At 69.6% G+C, this 15,884-nt stretch carries 14 protein-coding genes; 7 read left to right on the forward strand and 7 right to left on the reverse strand.

From position 1 onward, the window contains the following. Positions 1–33: 33 nt before the first annotated feature. The 3 genes from M2163_RS44495 to M2163_RS44505 are packed head-to-tail and all read left to right on the forward strand — an operon-like array spanning position 34 to position 3,862. Positions 34–1,002 carry a sugar ABC transporter permease gene (locus M2163_RS44495; protein ID WP_280896943.1) on the forward strand — a complete coding sequence of 323 codons (969 nt, stop codon included), beginning with the start codon at positions 34–36 and terminating at the stop codon, positions 1,000–1,002. Then, the gene (locus tag M2163_RS44500; protein ID WP_280847157.1) at positions 999–1,853 is read left to right on the forward strand and encodes a carbohydrate ABC transporter permease; all 855 of its coding nucleotides are present in this window, start codon (positions 999–1,001) and stop codon (positions 1,851–1,853) included. The genes M2163_RS44495 and M2163_RS44500 overlap by 4 nt, the downstream gene beginning before the upstream one ends. Continuing rightward, positions 1,850–3,862, forward strand: a complete 2,013-nt coding sequence (locus M2163_RS44505; RefSeq protein WP_280896944.1) for a beta-galactosidase — start codon at positions 1,850–1,852, stop codon at positions 3,860–3,862. The genes M2163_RS44500 and M2163_RS44505 overlap by 4 nt, the downstream gene beginning before the upstream one ends. A 148-nt stretch (positions 3,863–4,010) precedes the next feature. Here M2163_RS44505 and M2163_RS44510 read toward each other — a convergent pair whose 3' ends face one another. The 6 genes from M2163_RS44510 to M2163_RS44535 form a co-directional block, all read right to left on the reverse strand. Continuing rightward, on the reverse strand, positions 4,011–4,883 hold the full coding sequence (locus tag M2163_RS44510; RefSeq protein WP_280896945.1) for an anchored repeat-type ABC transporter permease subunit: 873 nt from the start codon (positions 4,881–4,883) through the stop codon (positions 4,011–4,013). Beyond that, positions 4,880–5,623, reverse strand: a complete 744-nt coding sequence (locus tag M2163_RS44515; RefSeq protein WP_280896946.1) for an anchored repeat-type ABC transporter ATP-binding subunit — start codon at positions 5,621–5,623, stop codon at positions 4,880–4,882. The genes M2163_RS44510 and M2163_RS44515 overlap by 4 nt, the downstream gene beginning before the upstream one ends. Continuing rightward, positions 5,616–7,112: a TIGR03773 family transporter-associated surface protein gene (locus M2163_RS44520; protein ID WP_280896947.1), complete on the reverse strand. Its 1,497-nt coding sequence runs from the start codon at positions 7,110–7,112 to the stop codon at positions 5,616–5,618. Before M2163_RS44520 ends, M2163_RS44515 begins: the two co-directional genes overlap by 8 nt. Next, positions 7,112–8,659 (reverse strand): anchored repeat ABC transporter, substrate-binding protein, encoded by a 1,548-nt coding sequence (locus M2163_RS44525; protein ID WP_280896948.1) that lies wholly within the window; start codon positions 8,657–8,659, stop codon positions 7,112–7,114. The genes M2163_RS44520 and M2163_RS44525 overlap by 1 nt, the downstream gene beginning before the upstream one ends. A gap of 89 nt (positions 8,660–8,748) precedes the next feature. Beyond that, complete coding sequence (locus M2163_RS44530) at positions 8,749–10,428, reverse strand: choice-of-anchor M domain-containing protein (RefSeq protein ID WP_280896949.1); 1,680 nt, start codon at positions 10,426–10,428, stop codon at positions 8,749–8,751. Then, positions 10,425–11,069: a choice-of-anchor M domain-containing protein gene (locus tag M2163_RS44535; RefSeq protein WP_280847150.1), complete on the reverse strand. Its 645-nt coding sequence runs from the start codon at positions 11,067–11,069 to the stop codon at positions 10,425–10,427. The genes M2163_RS44530 and M2163_RS44535 overlap by 4 nt, the downstream gene beginning before the upstream one ends. Positions 11,070–12,087: 1,018 nt before the next feature. Here M2163_RS44535 and M2163_RS44540 point away from each other — a divergent pair. Together M2163_RS44540 and M2163_RS44545 are read left to right on the forward strand one after the other, a co-directional pair. After that, positions 12,088–12,693, forward strand: a complete 606-nt coding sequence (locus M2163_RS44540; protein WP_280847147.1) for a dihydrofolate reductase family protein — start codon at positions 12,088–12,090, stop codon at positions 12,691–12,693. Between the two features lie 172 nt (positions 12,694–12,865). Next, positions 12,866–13,111, forward strand: a complete 246-nt coding sequence (locus M2163_RS44545) for a DUF5133 domain-containing protein (protein WP_280847146.1) — start codon at positions 12,866–12,868, stop codon at positions 13,109–13,111. 55 nt (positions 13,112–13,166) lie between these two features. On the opposite strand, the gene M2163_RS44550 is transcribed toward M2163_RS44545, so the two are convergent. After that, positions 13,167–13,790 carry a hypothetical protein gene (locus M2163_RS44550; RefSeq protein WP_280847145.1) on the reverse strand — a complete coding sequence of 208 codons (624 nt, stop codon included), beginning with the start codon at positions 13,788–13,790 and terminating at the stop codon, positions 13,167–13,169. Between the two features lie 262 nt (positions 13,791–14,052). Here M2163_RS44550 and M2163_RS44555 point away from each other — a divergent pair, with 262 nt between their 5' ends. Together M2163_RS44555 and M2163_RS44560 are read left to right on the forward strand one after the other, a co-directional pair. Continuing rightward, positions 14,053–15,192, forward strand: coding sequence for a sensor histidine kinase (locus M2163_RS44555; protein WP_280896950.1), 1,140 nt, complete (start codon positions 14,053–14,055; stop codon positions 15,190–15,192). After that, a complete protein-coding gene (locus M2163_RS44560) occupies positions 15,189–15,842 on the forward strand; it encodes a response regulator transcription factor (protein WP_280847143.1) in 654 nt (217 codons plus the stop codon). Before M2163_RS44555 ends, M2163_RS44560 begins: the two co-directional genes overlap by 4 nt. The last annotated feature ends 42 nt before the right edge of the window (positions 15,843–15,884 follow it).

Genomic DNA, 15,884 nt, shown 5'->3' on the forward strand with positions numbered 1-15,884 from the left:
AGGAAAGCGCAGAGCGTCAGAGAGGGCATCCGCATGACCAACACAGCCGTTGCCGGCAAGGACACCAGGTCAGTGACGGCGGCCGCTCCGTCGCAGACTCGTCGCCGTCGTCGTCGGAGTATCGCGCCGTACCTGTTCAGCGCACCCGCCATGGTGCTGTACACCGTGTTCACGGTGATCCCCGTGGTGTACGCACTCGGCTCCAGCTTCTACGCCCAGCGCCGGACCGGCGGTGGGGCCCTCGGCACCCGCTCCACGGTCTTCGTCTGGTTCGACAACTACGTCTCCGTCTTCCACGACTCCCAACTGATCGCCGGGCTCCGGCATCTGGCGCTCTACGGGCTCATCGCCGTGCCGTTGACCCTCGGCCTCGCGCTGCTGTTCGCTCTGCTGCTGGACGCGCCGGGGGTGAAACTGCGGAGCTTCGGGCGCACGGCGATCTTCATTCCCTACGCCGTGCCCGGGGTCGTGGCCGCGCTGATGTGGGGGTTCATGTACCTGGCCGGGACGAGCCCGTTCTCGTACGTCACTCGGTCCCTCGGGTGGGGGGACATTCCCTTCCTCGGACCGAACGGAATCTACGGCTCGCTCGCCAACATCTCCGTCTGGGGCGGCACGGGATTCAACATGCTCGTCATCTACACGGCGTTGCGCAGCATCCCTCACGAACTGATCGAGGCGGCGCGCCTGGACGGGGCCAACGAGATCCAGATCGCCCTCCGCGTCAAAGTGCCGCTGGTCGGCCCGGCGCTGCTGCTGACCGCGATCTTCGCGCTCCTGGGGACTCTCCAGCTCTACGGCGAGCCGCTGATGCTCAAACCTCTGACGAACACCATCTCCAACACGTGGGTGCCGCTCATGTCGATCTACCAGGACGCGTTCGCGCTCGACGATCTCCATGACGCGGCGGCCGCGTCGATCGTCCTCGCCGTCGGTACCGCGCTGGTATCGGTCGCGGTTCTGGCGGTGGTCCGCGTTTCGACGAGGCGGGGTATGCGATGAGCGCGATCAACGAGAGGACGCACGAACGTACCAAGATCGTTCCCACGCTCATCATGGTGGCGGGTGCGCTCTACTGCCTCCTCCCTGTGGCCTGGGTGTTCGTCGCTGCCAGCAAAGCCCCCGGCGAGCTGTTCGACTCGTTCACCTTCGCCCCCGGAACCGGTCTGCTCGACAATCTCCGCGACCTGTTCTCCTATGACAGTGGCGCCTATGGACTGTGGGCGCTCAACTCGCTCCTGTACGCGGGTGTGGGCGGCGTCCTGTCGACGTTCGTCTCGGCCTCCGCGGGCTACGCCCTGGCGAAGTTCGACTTCAGAGGCGGCCGTGTCTTCTTCGCCGCCATCCTCGCCGGGCTGCTCATTCCCGGCATCACCCTCGCCGTGCCGCAGTACCTGCTGCTGTCCGACCTGCATCTGGCCGGCACCCAGTGGTCGGTGCTGCTCCCGAGCATCCTCAGCCCGTTCGGCATCTATCTCTGCCGGGTGTACGCCGCGAGCGCCATCCCGGCGCAGATGCTCGAAGCCGCCCGGATCGACGGCGCCGGAGAGTGGCGGATCTTCCGCAGCGTCGTGCTCCCCCTCATGGGGCCGGGCATGGTGACGGTGTTCCTGCTGCAGTTCGTCGGGATCTGGAACAACTTCCTGCTGCCGTACATCATGCTCTCCAACACCCGGACCTTCCCTCTCACGGTCGGGTTGAACTCCCTGCTCGAACGCGGCTCCGGCTCGCCGTCGCTGTACACGCTCGCCGTCATCGGCGCCGCGCTCGCGATCATCCCCCTCATTGCCCTGGTGCTGTTCCTGCAACGGTTCTGGCGCCTCGACCTCATCGCTGGAGGAGTCAAAGGATGACTTGGTCCCACGTCGACAACGCCTGGCCCACACGCGGGCTGAGCTATGGAGCCGACTACAACCCCGAACAGTGGGACAGGGACGTATGGAAGGAAGACGTCCGCCTGATGACGCAGGCAGGGGTCAACCTCGTCTCGCTCGGCATCTTCTCCTGGGGCCTCATCGAAGTCGCGGACGGAGAGTACGACTGGGAGTGGATGGACGAGATCGTCGGCCTCCTGGCGGGCAACGGCATCGCCATCGACCTCGCCACACCGACGGCCGCGCCCCCGGGCTGGCTGCTGGCGGCACACCCCGAGATCCGCCCCGTCGACCACGACATGCAGCCGCACTGGCCCGGCGCCCGGCTCGGCTGGTGCCCGAGCAGCCCGGTCTTCCGCACGTACGCGCTCCGCATGGTCCGAGCGCTCGCCGACCGCTACGGCCACCGTGAACACGTCGTCATGTGGCACGTCAGCAACGAGCTGGGCGGCGGCAACGGCCGCTGCTACTGCGACACGTCGGCGACGGCGTTCCGCGACTGGCTTCGACACAAGTACGGATCCCTCGAAGCGCTGAACAAGGCCTGGGGAACCGCCTTCTGGGGTCACACCTACCGCGACTTCGCACACATCCTGCCCCCCCGCGGCAACGACGCGAAGAATCCGTCCCTCGTCCTGGACTTCGACCGCTTCTCCTCGGACGAGCTCCTGACGCACTACCTCGCCGAGCGCGACGTGCTCAAGAGCATCACGCCCGACCTCCCCGTCACGACGAACTTCATGGTGGGCGCCGAGCCTGACGTCGTCGACTACCCCCGGTGGGCACCCCACATGGACATCGTCGCGAACGACCACTACACGCGCTCACCCGACCCGCTGCCCGAGCAGGACGTCGCCTTCTCCGGCGACCGCATGCGGGCCATGACGACACAGCGCCGTCCATGGATGCTCATGGAACACTCGACCAGCGCGGTCAGCTGGCAGCCGCGCAACCGCGCCAAGGCGCCGGGAGAGATGATCCGCAACAGCCTGAGCCATGTGGGTCACGGCTCCGACGGCATCCTGTTCTTCCAGTGGCGCGCCTCCCGGGCCGGGGCGGAACAGTTCCACTCGGCGATGGTGCCCCACGCCGGCGAGGACACCGACCTCTACCGCGACGTGTGCACACTGGGCCAGTACCTGCGACGCCTCGCCCCGGTCATGGGCTCACGCACTCCCCAGGCCCGCGTCGGCATCCTCTTCGACGACGAGGCGGGCTGGGCGATGACGAAGGGAGTCAAGCCGAACAACCATCTCGCCTACGGGAGGATCGTCCGGGACTGGCACCACGCGTTCTGGCGGCTGAACCAGAGCATCGAAGTGCTCTCACCCTGGTCCGACTTCACCGGGTACGAGGTGCTCGTGGTGCCCGGTCTGTTCCTGACCCACGACGACACCGCGGCGCGCGTGAGCGCCTTCGCCGAGGCGGGCGGCACGGTCGTGGTCGGCTTCCTCTCCGGGATCGTGAACGAGCACGACCAGGTGAGGACCGGCGGATATCCCGGCGCGTTCCGTGAACTCCTGGGCGCCTGGTGCGAGGAGTTCCGGCCATTGCAGGAGGGTGAGACGTTCACCCTGGACAACGGCTGGTCGGGCGAGGAGTGGACCGAACTCGTCCGCGTGCACGACGCCGAGGTGATCGCCCGCTACCACGGAGGCCACCTCAGCGGCCGTCCAGCGATCACGTCGCGAACGCTCCCGGCCGGCGGGCGTGCGATCTACGTCTCGGCCGGCCTCGACCGCGATGCGCTGTTCGACATGGCCCGTTCTCTGCTGCACCCCGCAGGTCTGGCGGACCTGCCGAACGGGCTCGAAGTGCTCGTGCGCCACAACGACGAGGAAACCTTCACCTTCTTCGTCAACCACGCGGACGACGATGCGATCATCACGGCGTCGGGCCGGGAGATGCTCACGGACGAACCGGTCGGCGGAGAGTTGCACATACCGGCCGGAGAGGTGCGGGTCGTGAGGTCAGACGCTGTGAACTGAATCTGACACCGCGGGGCCCCACACCGGCACATAAACGCCGATGTTGTCGCCGCCGTTGGCGAAGGCGACCGCGGCGACCTCCAGCGGTCCGGGCCGCCCTCCTTGCCCTGGTCTTCGTCCGAGCCGCCGTCGCGGTCGTCGGCCGTGGTCATCGGCCTGTGGGCGCGAGTGCCGAGGGATCCGGACGCTGGAGAAGCCTCGCGAGCAGCCCGTGGCGGGGCGCCAGACACCAGGTGAGGACGAACAGGCCGGTGAGGACGACGACCACCGAGCCGCCGGCGGCCAGGTCGTAGGCGTAGGACACGTACAGGCCCGTGACGCTGCCGGCGCAGCCGATGAGGGATGCCAGCAGGGTCATCGCCCAGAGCCGCTCGGTGAGCATGCGGGCGGTGGCGGCGGGGGTGATGAGCAGGGCGAGGACGAGGATGTTGCCGACCGCTTCCAGGGACATCACGATCGTCGTGGTCACGACGACGTAGAGCGCCAGGTCCAGGCGGAACACCGGCAGACCCGCGGCGCGCGCCGTCTCGCGGTCGAGGCTGACCGCGACCAGCTCCTTGCCGATGGCCAGCACGACGAGGACCAGGACGGCACCGATGGCGGCCACAGTCCATACGTCGGTCGCGCTCACCGCCAGGACCTGCCCGAACAGGAAGGAGGACAGGTCGGTCGTCCAGCTGTCCCTGGTGGACACCAGGACGATGCCGAGCCCGAAGGCGAAGGCGAAGAAGACGCCGATGACGGTGTCCTCCTTGAGCCGACGGTTCTGGGAGACGAAGGCGATGAGCACGGCCGTGGTGATGCCGGCCGCGGCGCCGCCGAGGAGGAGGTTGCCCTCGAAGGCGTAGGCGAGCGCGACGCCCGGGAACGCCGAGTGCGCGACCGCGTCGCCGATGAACGCCATACCGCGCAGCACGACGTACACCCCGACCACGCCGCACACCAGGCCGATGACTGCGGCGACCGTGAACGCCCGCTGCATGAAGGGCAGTTGCCAGGGGTCTGTGAGGAACTCGATCACGCTACGGCTCCGATCGCGCGGTCGAGGCCGAAGGCCCGCAGCATCTGGTCGGGGTCGGCGAGGAGGTCGGGGCCGCCCTCGGCGACGACCGTGCGGTTGATCAGTGCCACCCGGTGACAGGTGCGGGCGGCGGCCGCCAGGTCGTGGGTGGTCATCAGCAGTGCCTTGCCTTCCGTGGCCAGCCGGCCGAACAACTCGTTGAGCAGGTCCTGGGTGGGGACATCGACTCCGGTGAACGGCTCGTCGAGGAGCAGGATGCGCGGTTCGGCGGCCAGGGCGCGGGCCACCAGGACCCGCTGCCGCTGACCGCCGGACAACTCACCGATCGGGCGCCGCCGCAGCTCGGTGAGCCCGGTCAGCTCCAGCGCCTCCTCAACGGCTGCTCGGTCCACCGCGCCGGGGCGGCGCAGCCAGCCCATCTGCCGGGTGCGGCCGGTGAGGACGGCGCCCGCGATGTCGACGGGGAAGTCCCAGGCGAACTCGTGCCGTTGCGGGACGTACCCGATGCTCTGCCCGGCCCGCCGCCCGGTCCGGCCCCCGACGGCCACCTCGCCCGCGGCCAGCGGGACGAGCCCGAGCACGGCGCGCAGGAGGGTCGTCTTGCCGGCGCCGTTCGGACCGATGAGGCCGACCAATTCGCCGGCGTCGACGCTCAGGTCGGCCTCCTCCAGGGCGGTGCGCCCGCCGAGTACGACGGTCGCGCCGGTGACTCGCAGGAGCGGGTCCGCGCTGTCAGCCACGTGCGGTCCTCCTGCGCCGGGCGGACAGGAAGGCCGCGGCGCCCGCAGCGGTGAGCGCGGCGGCGGCTGAGCCCAGCAGTACGGGCTGACCCGCGCCGGTGGAGGCCATCGAGCCGTCGGCGCCGTCCGCCGAAGAGCCGTTCTTGGAACCGGAGTCGGTGGCGGAGCCCGCCGTGTCCGGGGACGGGGATCCGGACGTACCGGAGGTTTCCTTGCCCGGTCCGTCGCCGGGTGTCACCGTGCCGGGGTCGGTGTCGCCGACGACGAACGTCACCGTCTCGGTGTCGGAGACCTTCGTACCACTCGCGAGCGTGCCGCTCATCTTGAAGGTGAGCCGGTACGTCCCCTGCTTGGTGAAGGCCCATCCGCCGTGCGCGTGCGTGTCGGCAGGCACCTCGAAGGAGTCCGGCACTCCGTCCTTGCTGTTGAACAAGACGGTCGCGCCCGACATGGCGTCGTACGTGTAGAGGGCGTAGGTGCCCGGACCGTCGACTTCGGTGAGCGAGAACTCCACGCCTCCCTTGGTCGCCCCGGCCTCGATGTTGTCCGTCGACCAGCCCGGCCACAGCAGCCCCTCCTGCTGCACCTGGTCGAGCAGCCACACCGGGTCGCCGCCCTTGCCGAGGAACGCGAACGCGTCGTCCGCCGGGAGGGTGTTCTCGGCGGCGGGCTTGACGTGCAGAACCACGGAGGAGGGCTCGCGCCAGGTGGTCTTCCCCGAGACCGTGCCGTCCTTGATGTGGATCTGCAACTTGTCAGCCACGACGCGAGCCGCGAAGTCGATGTGGCCCTCGTCGAGGATCTTCCTGTCGGACACGACGTCGGCGGATGCCGCGGTGGCGGCCAGGGCGGTGCGCCGGTCGGCTTCGGCCACCTGCGGCAAGGCCTTCCCGGCCGCCGGCAACGGCTGTGCGTCTTCGGGGGCTTCCGCGACCGGCTCCCCGTTGTCCGTCTCCTCTGTGTCCGCCGTGTCCCCGACCGCCACCGTGTACACGGTCCCGACGGACAGTTCCCGCCCGTCCACGGCCGTGGCCTCGGCGGTGAAGATGACCCGGTACGTGCCGTCCTCACTGAACTCCCAGCGAGTGGAGCCGACTTGGCCCACCGGCAGAGCGTGCTCGTCACGCACGTCGTCCGCACTGTCGAACAGCGGAGCGTCCTCGGCCGAGTACACCGTGAGTTCACCAGGACCGTCCAGCCCGGTCAGGGACCATCGCACGGTGTCCCCGGCCACCGCGCCCTCGGGCACGCCGGTGGTGTCCCACCCGGGTGCCGAGGCGTCTGCCACGCCTGAGTCGCGGACTTTGATCACATGGGCGCCGTCGGCCGGGTCCAGGGTCAGAGCCCCGTCCGCATAGGCGATCCGGCCCAGTCCGGACCCTGGCGCAGGCACCGTGCCGTCGTCCGCGACGGCGACGCCGCCCCCGGTCAGAGTGGCCGAGAGCACCACCGCCACGGCGATCCGCTGAAGCCTCCGCATGCCCCTCATCAGGCGTCCCTCCTCAGGCACTTGGCGAGCTCGGCCGCGTTGTGCCGCATCATCGATACGTAGTCGTGGACCTTGTCGTCGAAGGAGTCGCCGTAGATCGTGCAGATCGCGACCCCTTCGTCCTCGGCGACCCGGCGCAGTACGTCGGCCCGCGCCGCGAGGTTCGGCTCCAGGAACACCGACGGGACCTTCTTCTCCCGGATGGTGTCGCCGAGTTGCTCCACCTCGGCAGCGCTCGGCTCCTGGTTGGGCACGGGCACGACGAAGCCCGCGACCTCCATGCCGTACGCCTTGGCGAGGTAGCCGAAGGCGTCGTGCGTGGTGATCAGCTTGCGGTTCTGCTCCGGTACGGTGGCGAGCTTCTCGGCCACCTCCTCGTCGAGGGCGCCGAGTCGCTTCAGATATGCGGCGGCGTTCTTCTCGTACGTCGGCTTTCCGTCCGGGTCGGCCTTGACCAGCTCGGCCTCGATGCGCCGTACGTATGCCTGGGCGTTGGCGACGTCCGCCCAGGCATGCGGGTCCATGTCACCGTGCACGTGCTTGCCGATCACGGCCTGCGGCAGCACCCACAGTTCGTCGCCCGCCGCGCCGAGGAACGCGTACGGCTCCTCCTGCGGTACGGCCTCCTTGGCCCGGTCGGGAACGTTCAGCACCACCTCGTCGGCCGGGAGCCGCACCGGCTCGCCGCTCTTGGCGTCGTCGGCGCGGACGTACACCTGCCCGGTCTCGGCGTTGAGCGTGACATCGGCGTGCCCGCTGCCGAGGACGCGCGCTCCCGCGGATGCCTCGTCGCCGTCGCCGTCGCCGTCGCCGACGGTGAAGGTGAAGGTGCCGCTGCCGATCCCTTCGGTCTTCCCGTCGAGGGTCTCGGTCCGTCCCTCGACGGTCAGCCGGTACGTTCCGGGCTTGCTGAAGGCCCAGTTGACGTGAGTGTGGGCCTCGGGCGGCAGGGTGAAGGAGTCGGCGTCGTCGAGGCCGTCGGCGGAGTCGACGTACACCTTGGGCCTGCCGAGCGTGTCGGTGAGATACACGCGCAGCTCGCCGGGCCCCTCCAGCTTCATGGCTGTCGTACGGACCTGGGAGCCCTCTTCGGCGACCTCGCCCTCGACGGCCCAGCCGAGCCACAGCACGTCGAGCCCGAGATCCTCCTCCAGCTTGATCACCGTGCCGCCGTACTGCTCCAGCTTCTCGGCGATCTCGATCTTCGGGGTGGACTTGCGAGCGTTGCTGTGGACCATCTTCATGATCCCGGGCTCTTCGAGCAGCAACCCGTTGCTGAACACGACGTCGGCCTTGGCGACCTCGGCCGCGTCGCCGGGGCTGGGTTCGTAGGAGTGCGGGTCGCCGTGGTGCGGCACGATCGACGTGACGTCGACGCGGTCGCCACCGACCTGCTCGACGAGGTCGGCGATGATCCCGGTGGTCGCCGACACCGTCAACTCCGCATCGTGCGAACCGGCTTGAGGCCCGCTGCACCCGGTGAGCAGGGCACCCGCCGCGACGAGCGAGACGACGGTGGCGTTGGTGCGTGTGGGGTGGCCCCACATGGGGCTCCTCCTTCTTCTCTTGAACGAGACAATGCCGCGTACGACGGACCGGATGGCTGCCGTGCGCCGGTCCGCCGTACGCGGAGCTTTCACTGAGCGGTACGGCGGCGTCGTACGACGAACACCGCGCCGCCGCCCACCAGCAGGGCGGCCACGGTGATGCCCGCGATCACACCGACCTGTGCGCCGGTGGAGGCGAGGACGCCGGCCGTCGAGGTGTCGCTGCTGGCTCCGGTGGACGTACTCCCGCCGGTACCGGAGGAGCCGGAGCCGGAGCCCGGGTCGGTGGCCGGGGCCGAGGCGCCCGGCGCGTCGGACGCGGACTCCGACGCGCTCGCCGTCGCGGTAGGCGTCTGCGAGGCCGACTCCGACGGGGTGGCCGTGGGCGTCGCCGTCGGCTCGTCCCCCGCACCCGGCGTCACGTCCGACGGATCCGTGTCGTCCCCGACCACCCAGGCGATGGTCTCCGTGTCACCGACCTTCGTGCCGTCGGTGAGGGTGGCGCTGACCGTGAAGGTGGTGCGGTAGACGCCCTCGGCGCTGAACACCCAGTCGAAGTGGCTGTGTGTGCCCGCGCCGAGGGTGTGGGTGTCGGGCAGTCCGTCACCGCTGTTGAGCGAGACGACCGGCACGCCCATCGCGTTGTCGTGGAACATCGCGATGTTGCCGGGGCCCTGTACGGAGTCCAGGCGGAAGGAGACGCGGCCGTCGAGGTCGGCCTTGGCGTACTCCGTGGTGTTCCAGCCCGGCCACACGATGCCGGTGTTCTGCTGCAACGGAAGCCACCACACCGCGTCGCCCGGGGTGCCCAGGAATGCGTACCCCTGCGGGATCCGCCGCTTGGCGGCGGGCCGTACGTGGATGACGACCTGGCCCGGGTCGTACCACGTGTGGTGGAGCTCGCTGCCCTCCTTGATCTGGAACTCCAGGTCACCGTGTGCCGGCCGGGCCGCCAGGTCGATGTGGCCCTCGGCGATGACATGCGCCGCCGGGGCTGAGGGCGACGGGCTCGCGGTCGCCGTGCCGGTGGGCGAATCCGTCGGGGAAGAGGTCGGCGTGGAGCCGTCACCGGGCAGGACGGTCGACGGGTCGATGTCGTCGCCCACCACCACCGCCAGCGTCTCGGTGTCCGAGGAGCCGCCGCTCGTGACGGTGAAGGTCAGCCGGTACACGCCCTCCGCGGTGAACTGCCAGATGGGCAGCAGCCGTTCCTCGTCGCGCGACAGCGTGAAGGTGCGTTGTACGGAGGCGACACTGCCGAGACAGGGGGTTGCCGGAGCGTTGGCGTTGTCCATCTCGCGGGTGTACAGGGTCAGACCGAAGTCTCCGGGACCCTCGTACCCGGACAGCGTGACCTCGGTGTCGCCTCCCGCCTCGGCGCCGTTCCAGCCTGGCTCGGGCGCGAAGATGTTCTGTGCCTCCCAGCCGTTGAGCTGCCAGGAGTCCATGTTCGTGGTGCCGAGAGCCATGGCCACCGGGTCAGCTGTGTACTGCAGGGAGGATGCCGGTGCGTGCAGCACGATCTGGGACGGCTCCCGTACGACCGTCGAGTCGCCACTGCGGTCGTCGATCTGCAACTCGAGCTTCCCGTCGGCCAGCCGGGGCGTGAAGTCGAGCTCGCCCTCGTCCAGGACGACGGCACCGCCGACGGCGCGGGCGTTCCCGCTGCCGCCGGCGACCAGCCCTGCCGCGCCCAGGAGCACCGCGGTCGCCGCGATGAGCGCCGCGCTTGTGACGGCGCGTCTGTCGCGCGTCAGGGTCCCGATCACGAGGTGACGTTGAAGGTGAAGGTCTCGGTGGCGGATTCCGTCACACCGCCGACTGTGCCCTGGACACGGAACGTGAGCCGGTAGGTGCCGGCCTCTTCGAAGGCCCAGTTGGCGTGGTTGTGCGTGCCGACGCCGAAGGTCCTGGACTTGAAGTTGGTCGTGCTGGCGTCGCTGTCGAACCAGCGGGCACAGCTGCCCGCGTAGATGCTGAAGTCCTCGGTGGCGGCACCGTTACGGGTGGCGCTGACCAGGGTGTACGTGACGTTGTTGTTGGCGAAGATCCCGGTGGTGAGGTGCTCGGTGGAGATGCCAGGGAAGAGCACCCCGGCGGCGTCGGCCTCGGCCTCGGTGTCCGGCAGCAGCCAGACCTGGCTGCCGGCGCCGAGGAAGCCGCAGCCCGGGTTGGTCACCTTCGCGGCTGTCGGCACCGAGTGGGTCACGTCGGCCGGCTCGTACTCGGTGTCGGTCTCCTCGTCGTGGACGTGGAGGTGCAGGTCGGCGCCGTCCCATTCGGCGTCGAGGACGTCGACGTGGCCGCTGCTCAGGGTGGTGGCAGCAAAGGCGGAGGTGTTGAGACCGGCCGTGGCGAGCGCGGCGGCGGCGATGCCGGTGACGGTCAGCAGGCGTCTGCGGGTACGCAAGAGAAACCCCCATGGGTCATGTTCATGCCCCCTCGGGCACAGGTAAGACGATAATCATTTTCATAAACGCTTGGCAATGGGATTGCTGTGAGTGCTCATGCATGAGCGGGTTCTGGGGGGTGTACCTGGTTGATGACACGACAGCCACCGACTCGGCAGCGATCCGCCCTCGTGGAAGGGATCGCGAACTGCCACGGTGGCTTCACCGGAGGTGAGGACAAGCAACGCGACGAGATGCAGAGACAAGGGCACCGCGAGCCCGAGCAGAGTCTGAGCGCGAACGACGGTCCGCGCCGACCTGCACACCGCCGGCCGCGGTGACATCCGGATCGGCGCGAGACAACGTGATCCATCTTCTGTCGGTGCCCGCCGCGCACACCCGGCACCGCCCTGGATGTCGCCACCGTGGCGCTCTCCGGCACCACAGAACTGACCGCCGACGGGCTGACGTTGCACCGGGATCTGCGGAGCGCGCCGATGTCCGGTGATCCGGTGCTGCTGGAGAGAATGACGGTGAATCTGGTCGTCAACGCCGTCCGGCACAACCGCCCGGCCGGACGGATCCGCATCTCCACGGGTCACCAGGCGAACGGCGCGTATCTGCGCGTGGCCAACACCGGCCGCGTCATTCCCGCAAACGGGTCGACCGCCTGTGGCGGCCCTTCGTCCGCGGCGACGGCAGCCCTCCGAAGGCCGACGGAGCCGGTCTCGGTCGCTCCATCGTCCAGGCGGTCGTGCTCACCCACGGTGGTGAGATCACTGCCGCCGCCAACCCTGGCGGAGGGTTGGACGTCGTGGTCCGATTCCCGGCCGGCTCGGAGGACCCCGACCTGGCACAGGAGTGGCAGCCTGAAGGTGAGGCCCGGGTTACGTACGGTGACGGGGATCAGGTATTCGCAGCGAGCGAGCGAGCGTGAGGGACGGGGCCTGCCGCTGAGCAGAACCCGTCGTTGCCGATGAGTTTGCGGCTCCCGGCCGGTCCAAGCTCGTGACAGCCAGCCCAGGAAAGGAGACAGCCATGTCGGAGCTTCTCGTCGACTTCATCACCTCGCTCGACGGGTACGCGTCGGGAGAGGGATGGCCCGGGTTCTGGGGCCTTGAAGGCCCGGAGTACCTCGCATGGCTCGGTGAGCAGCCCGAGTCCACCTACTTGATGGGAGCGAAGACCTACCGCCTGATGTCGGGCTTCGCAGCAGGCGAGGTCCCGGAGGGCCAGGACGAGTTCAGGCCCGAAGAAGAAGCGTCCGTCGACGAGCTCACGCGGGCGTCCAAGGTGGTGTTCTCCTCCACACTCGAGGAGCCGCTGACGTGGGCAAACTCCACGCTCGTCCGGGACGACGCCGTCGAGGCGGTCCGCGCCATGAAGTCGAGCGGCTCGGGACTCCTCAGCACGATCGGCAGCCTCAGCCTGTGCCGGTCCCTGCTACGAGCCGGACTCGTCGACCGCTTCCGGGTCGTGATGTTCCCGGTGATCACCGGTGCCACGGGCGCGGAACGCATCTACGACGGCTATCCGGACGTTGCCCTCGAGATGATCGAGCACCGCACCTTCGACGGCCGCATCCAGCTCGTCGAGTACAAGCCCCGCGTGCTCGAGCACCCGCCGCTCGGCGCCCCCGCGTGACGTCATCCCGTCCGCGGGGCGGGCGCGGAGGCATGAACCTCCAGGTGCCGGGCACCTGAAGCCTGCTTGTCGTGCCCGGTGGTGAGCCGCAGGTGCCAGAGCCTGAAGGCAGGCAGTGCCTGGTGGTCTGGCCGGCTGCACCACGGGAGGGGTTTGAGGGAGAGGAATCATCGTGATCATTCCGGCGGAGAAGGAACTGCGCGCTGCACTGGCCCGCTTCGCTCATGCGCGTATCGAACACGACGTACGCCCCACCGGCCGTACCAGCCGGGACCTTGAGGACTCCACCTACACGTTGTGCGTGATGACCGGAGCCCGCACCGCCGAGCAGGCTCTGCTCGCGGCCGACGCTCTGCTGGAGCAGTACAGCGCCAGCCGTACCAGCATCTCCCAGGAGGATGAGACGCTGGCCGCTTGACTGGATCAGGGGGTTGTCCCACCCGACCGGCACCTCTCGTCGCCGGCGGCGCCGCTCAGGTGAGTGTGCGGTCCGCGGCCCTGGAGGGGTGGGTCGGCCGGGTGGACTGCCACAGAGCGGTCGACAGCCACACCAGTACGGCGCCCACGGCGATGTGCAGGGCGCTGGTGAACACGGAGTCGGGCAGCGCGATCAGGAACGCGAACAGGGGCAGTACGACGGCGTACCCCCAGGCCGGGACCGTCGGGAGCCTGCCGGCGCGGATCGTCGCCGCTCCGAACAGGGCGCAGCCCACGGCGAAGACGACCGCGGAGCCGAGGAGGGCCGGAAGGGTGGGGCCCGTCAGCCGTGTCTCGATGGTGTCGTCGTCGAGGTAGAACAGCACAAGGTTGGAGGCGTACGCCGCCCCGCCGAAGAGGCCGAGGCCGATCAGGTTGACGAGGTGGGCGATCTCCGCGAAGCGGCCCGGGGCAGGGCTCTGCCAGTGGTGGAGCGCGGTGAGGAAGGGGAGGGCGAACGCCGGGGAGAGCGCGAGGAAGAAGCTGGTCGCGCCGGTCTCGCCGGTGAACGCCTCGACCAGCGCGGGCAGGGCGATGAGCAGGCCCGCGAGCGCCCCGCACAGGGCGCCGGGGCGGGTGGAGCGGGTGGGGGCGGGCACTGGGCTCAAGGGTGCGGACATGCGGCGACTCCGGTTCGTCGAGGGGAAGGTCAGGGCGAAACCGTAGGAAGGCGGCAGTCGGTCGGGACAGGTGCCCGGCGGGGAGGCCCGCCGCTGGACGTCACCGTCGCCGGGGTGGCTCCGGTGCCGATCGGCATGTGCCGATCGGCATGTGCCGATCGGCCGAACCGGACGGCTCCGGGAGCCAGTTCGCCCGCCGGTGTCGCCCCTTGTGAGACTCCGGCCTAGCCTGGGCGGTGGCATCAGGTGGGTGGGGGTGGGCATGACGGGGTATGTGCCGGTGCCGTGGGTGTCACCGCTGCTGTACGGCGCGGTCCTGCTCGGTGGGCTCTACTATCTCGCGGCGGGTCTGGGGGACGGTCCGGGACTGCTGGCCTGGCCCACGGCCGGTTTCGTCGCCGGTCTCGCGGCCCTGTCGGCTGTGGAGTGGGCAGGACGCCGCCGGAGCCTGCCACGACTGCCTCTGCTGCTCGCGCAGTGTGCCCTGACGGCTGCCGTGGTCGTGCTGGACGCCTCGGAGCTGTCCCGCGTGCTGTTCGTGCTCCTGCCGTTCACGGCCTACTTCGCGTTCGGCCGTACGGCAGCTTTTGCCTTCGGGGCGCTGTGTCCGGCCGTACTGCTCACCGGCTACCTGCTCACGTCCCCCGGCTGGTATCGGGACGTGGAGTCCGTGTCCGACCTGCTGATGCTCGGCGTCGGCCTCGTGCTGGCCCTCTCGATGGCCTCCGTCGCCGTCGGCGAACAACGGGCCCGGCGGGAGGTGCAGGCATACGCGGCGCGGGTGGCGGAACTGTCCGCCGCGACCGAGCGCAACCGACTGGCGCGCGACATCCACGACAGCCTCGGTCACCATCTCACGGCGATCTCGGTGCAGTTGGAGATCGCCTCGGAGTTCGGTGACATGGACCCGGGCGCGGCGGGCCGGGCGTTGGCCGAGGCCAGGGAGTCGGTGCGGCTGGCGCTGGGCGACGTACGGCAGTCGGTGCGCGCACTGCGCGAGGAGGTGCCGCGGCCGGCGCTGTCGGCCGCGTTCGCGGGATGGGCGCGCGAGGGCGGATCAGGGCCGCGCGTCACCGTCGAGGTGACGGGTGAGGAGGACGGTTACGAGACGGCAGCGCTGACCGCGATGTACCGGGCCGCGCAGGAGGGGCTGACGAACGCGCTCCGTCACGCCTGCGCCTCTCGGGTGTCCGTGGATCTCCGACTGGCCGAGGACGCCGCGCGGCTGACGGTGACCGACGACGGCCGCGGTTTCGCACCGGCAGAGACCACCGCCGGATTCGGCCTGACCGGCATGCGGGAGCGGGTCCACCTGGTGGCGGGAAGCGTCGACATCGACACCGGGCCCGGCCAGGGCACGCGACTGACGGTCGTCGTCCCGCGAAGGGGAGGCGAGCGGTGAGCGAGGAGCCGACGGCCGTGCGGGTGCTGGTGGTGGACGACCAGCAGTTGATCCGGGACGGCATCGCGTCCCTGCTGTCGATCAGAGCGGGCATCACGGTCGTCGGTACGGCCGTCAACGGGCGCGAAGCCCTGGCCAAGGCCGTCGAGCTGAGGCCCGATGTCGTGCTGATGGATGTACGGATGCCCGAACTGGACGGCGTCGAGGCCGTCGCCGTGCTGCGCGGCCGGATGCCGGAGTGCCGGGTCGTGATGCTGACGACCTTCGACGACGAGGAGTACGTCGTCCAGGCCTTGCGGGCCGGCGCCAGCGGCTATCTGCTCAAGGACCTGCCGGCCGACGAACTCGCTCAGGCGATCCGCCTCGCGCACGCCGGTGTCACCCAGCTCGACGCCTCGGTGGCCGGCCGGCTAGCGGCCTCCCTGCCGGCGCCTACCCCGGGACCGGCGGAACTCGCCGCCACGCTCAGCCCCCGCGAGATCGACATCCTGCGGCTCGTGGCACGCGGCCGGAGCAACAGGGAGATCGCCGCACAGCTCTATCTCAGTGAGGGCACCGTCAAGAACCACATCTCCCGCATCCTCAGCCGCCTCTCCCTGCGCGACCGCACCCAGGCGGCACTGCGCGCTCGTGACCTCGGCTTGCTGTGAAGGCCGCCTCCTGCACTGCCTTGCTCAGGGCGGACACGGTCG

The sequence above is a fragment of the Streptomyces sp. SAI-135 genome (assembly GCF_029893805.1).
In the GTDB taxonomy this organism is placed as follows: domain Bacteria; phylum Actinomycetota; class Actinomycetes; order Streptomycetales; family Streptomycetaceae; genus Streptomyces.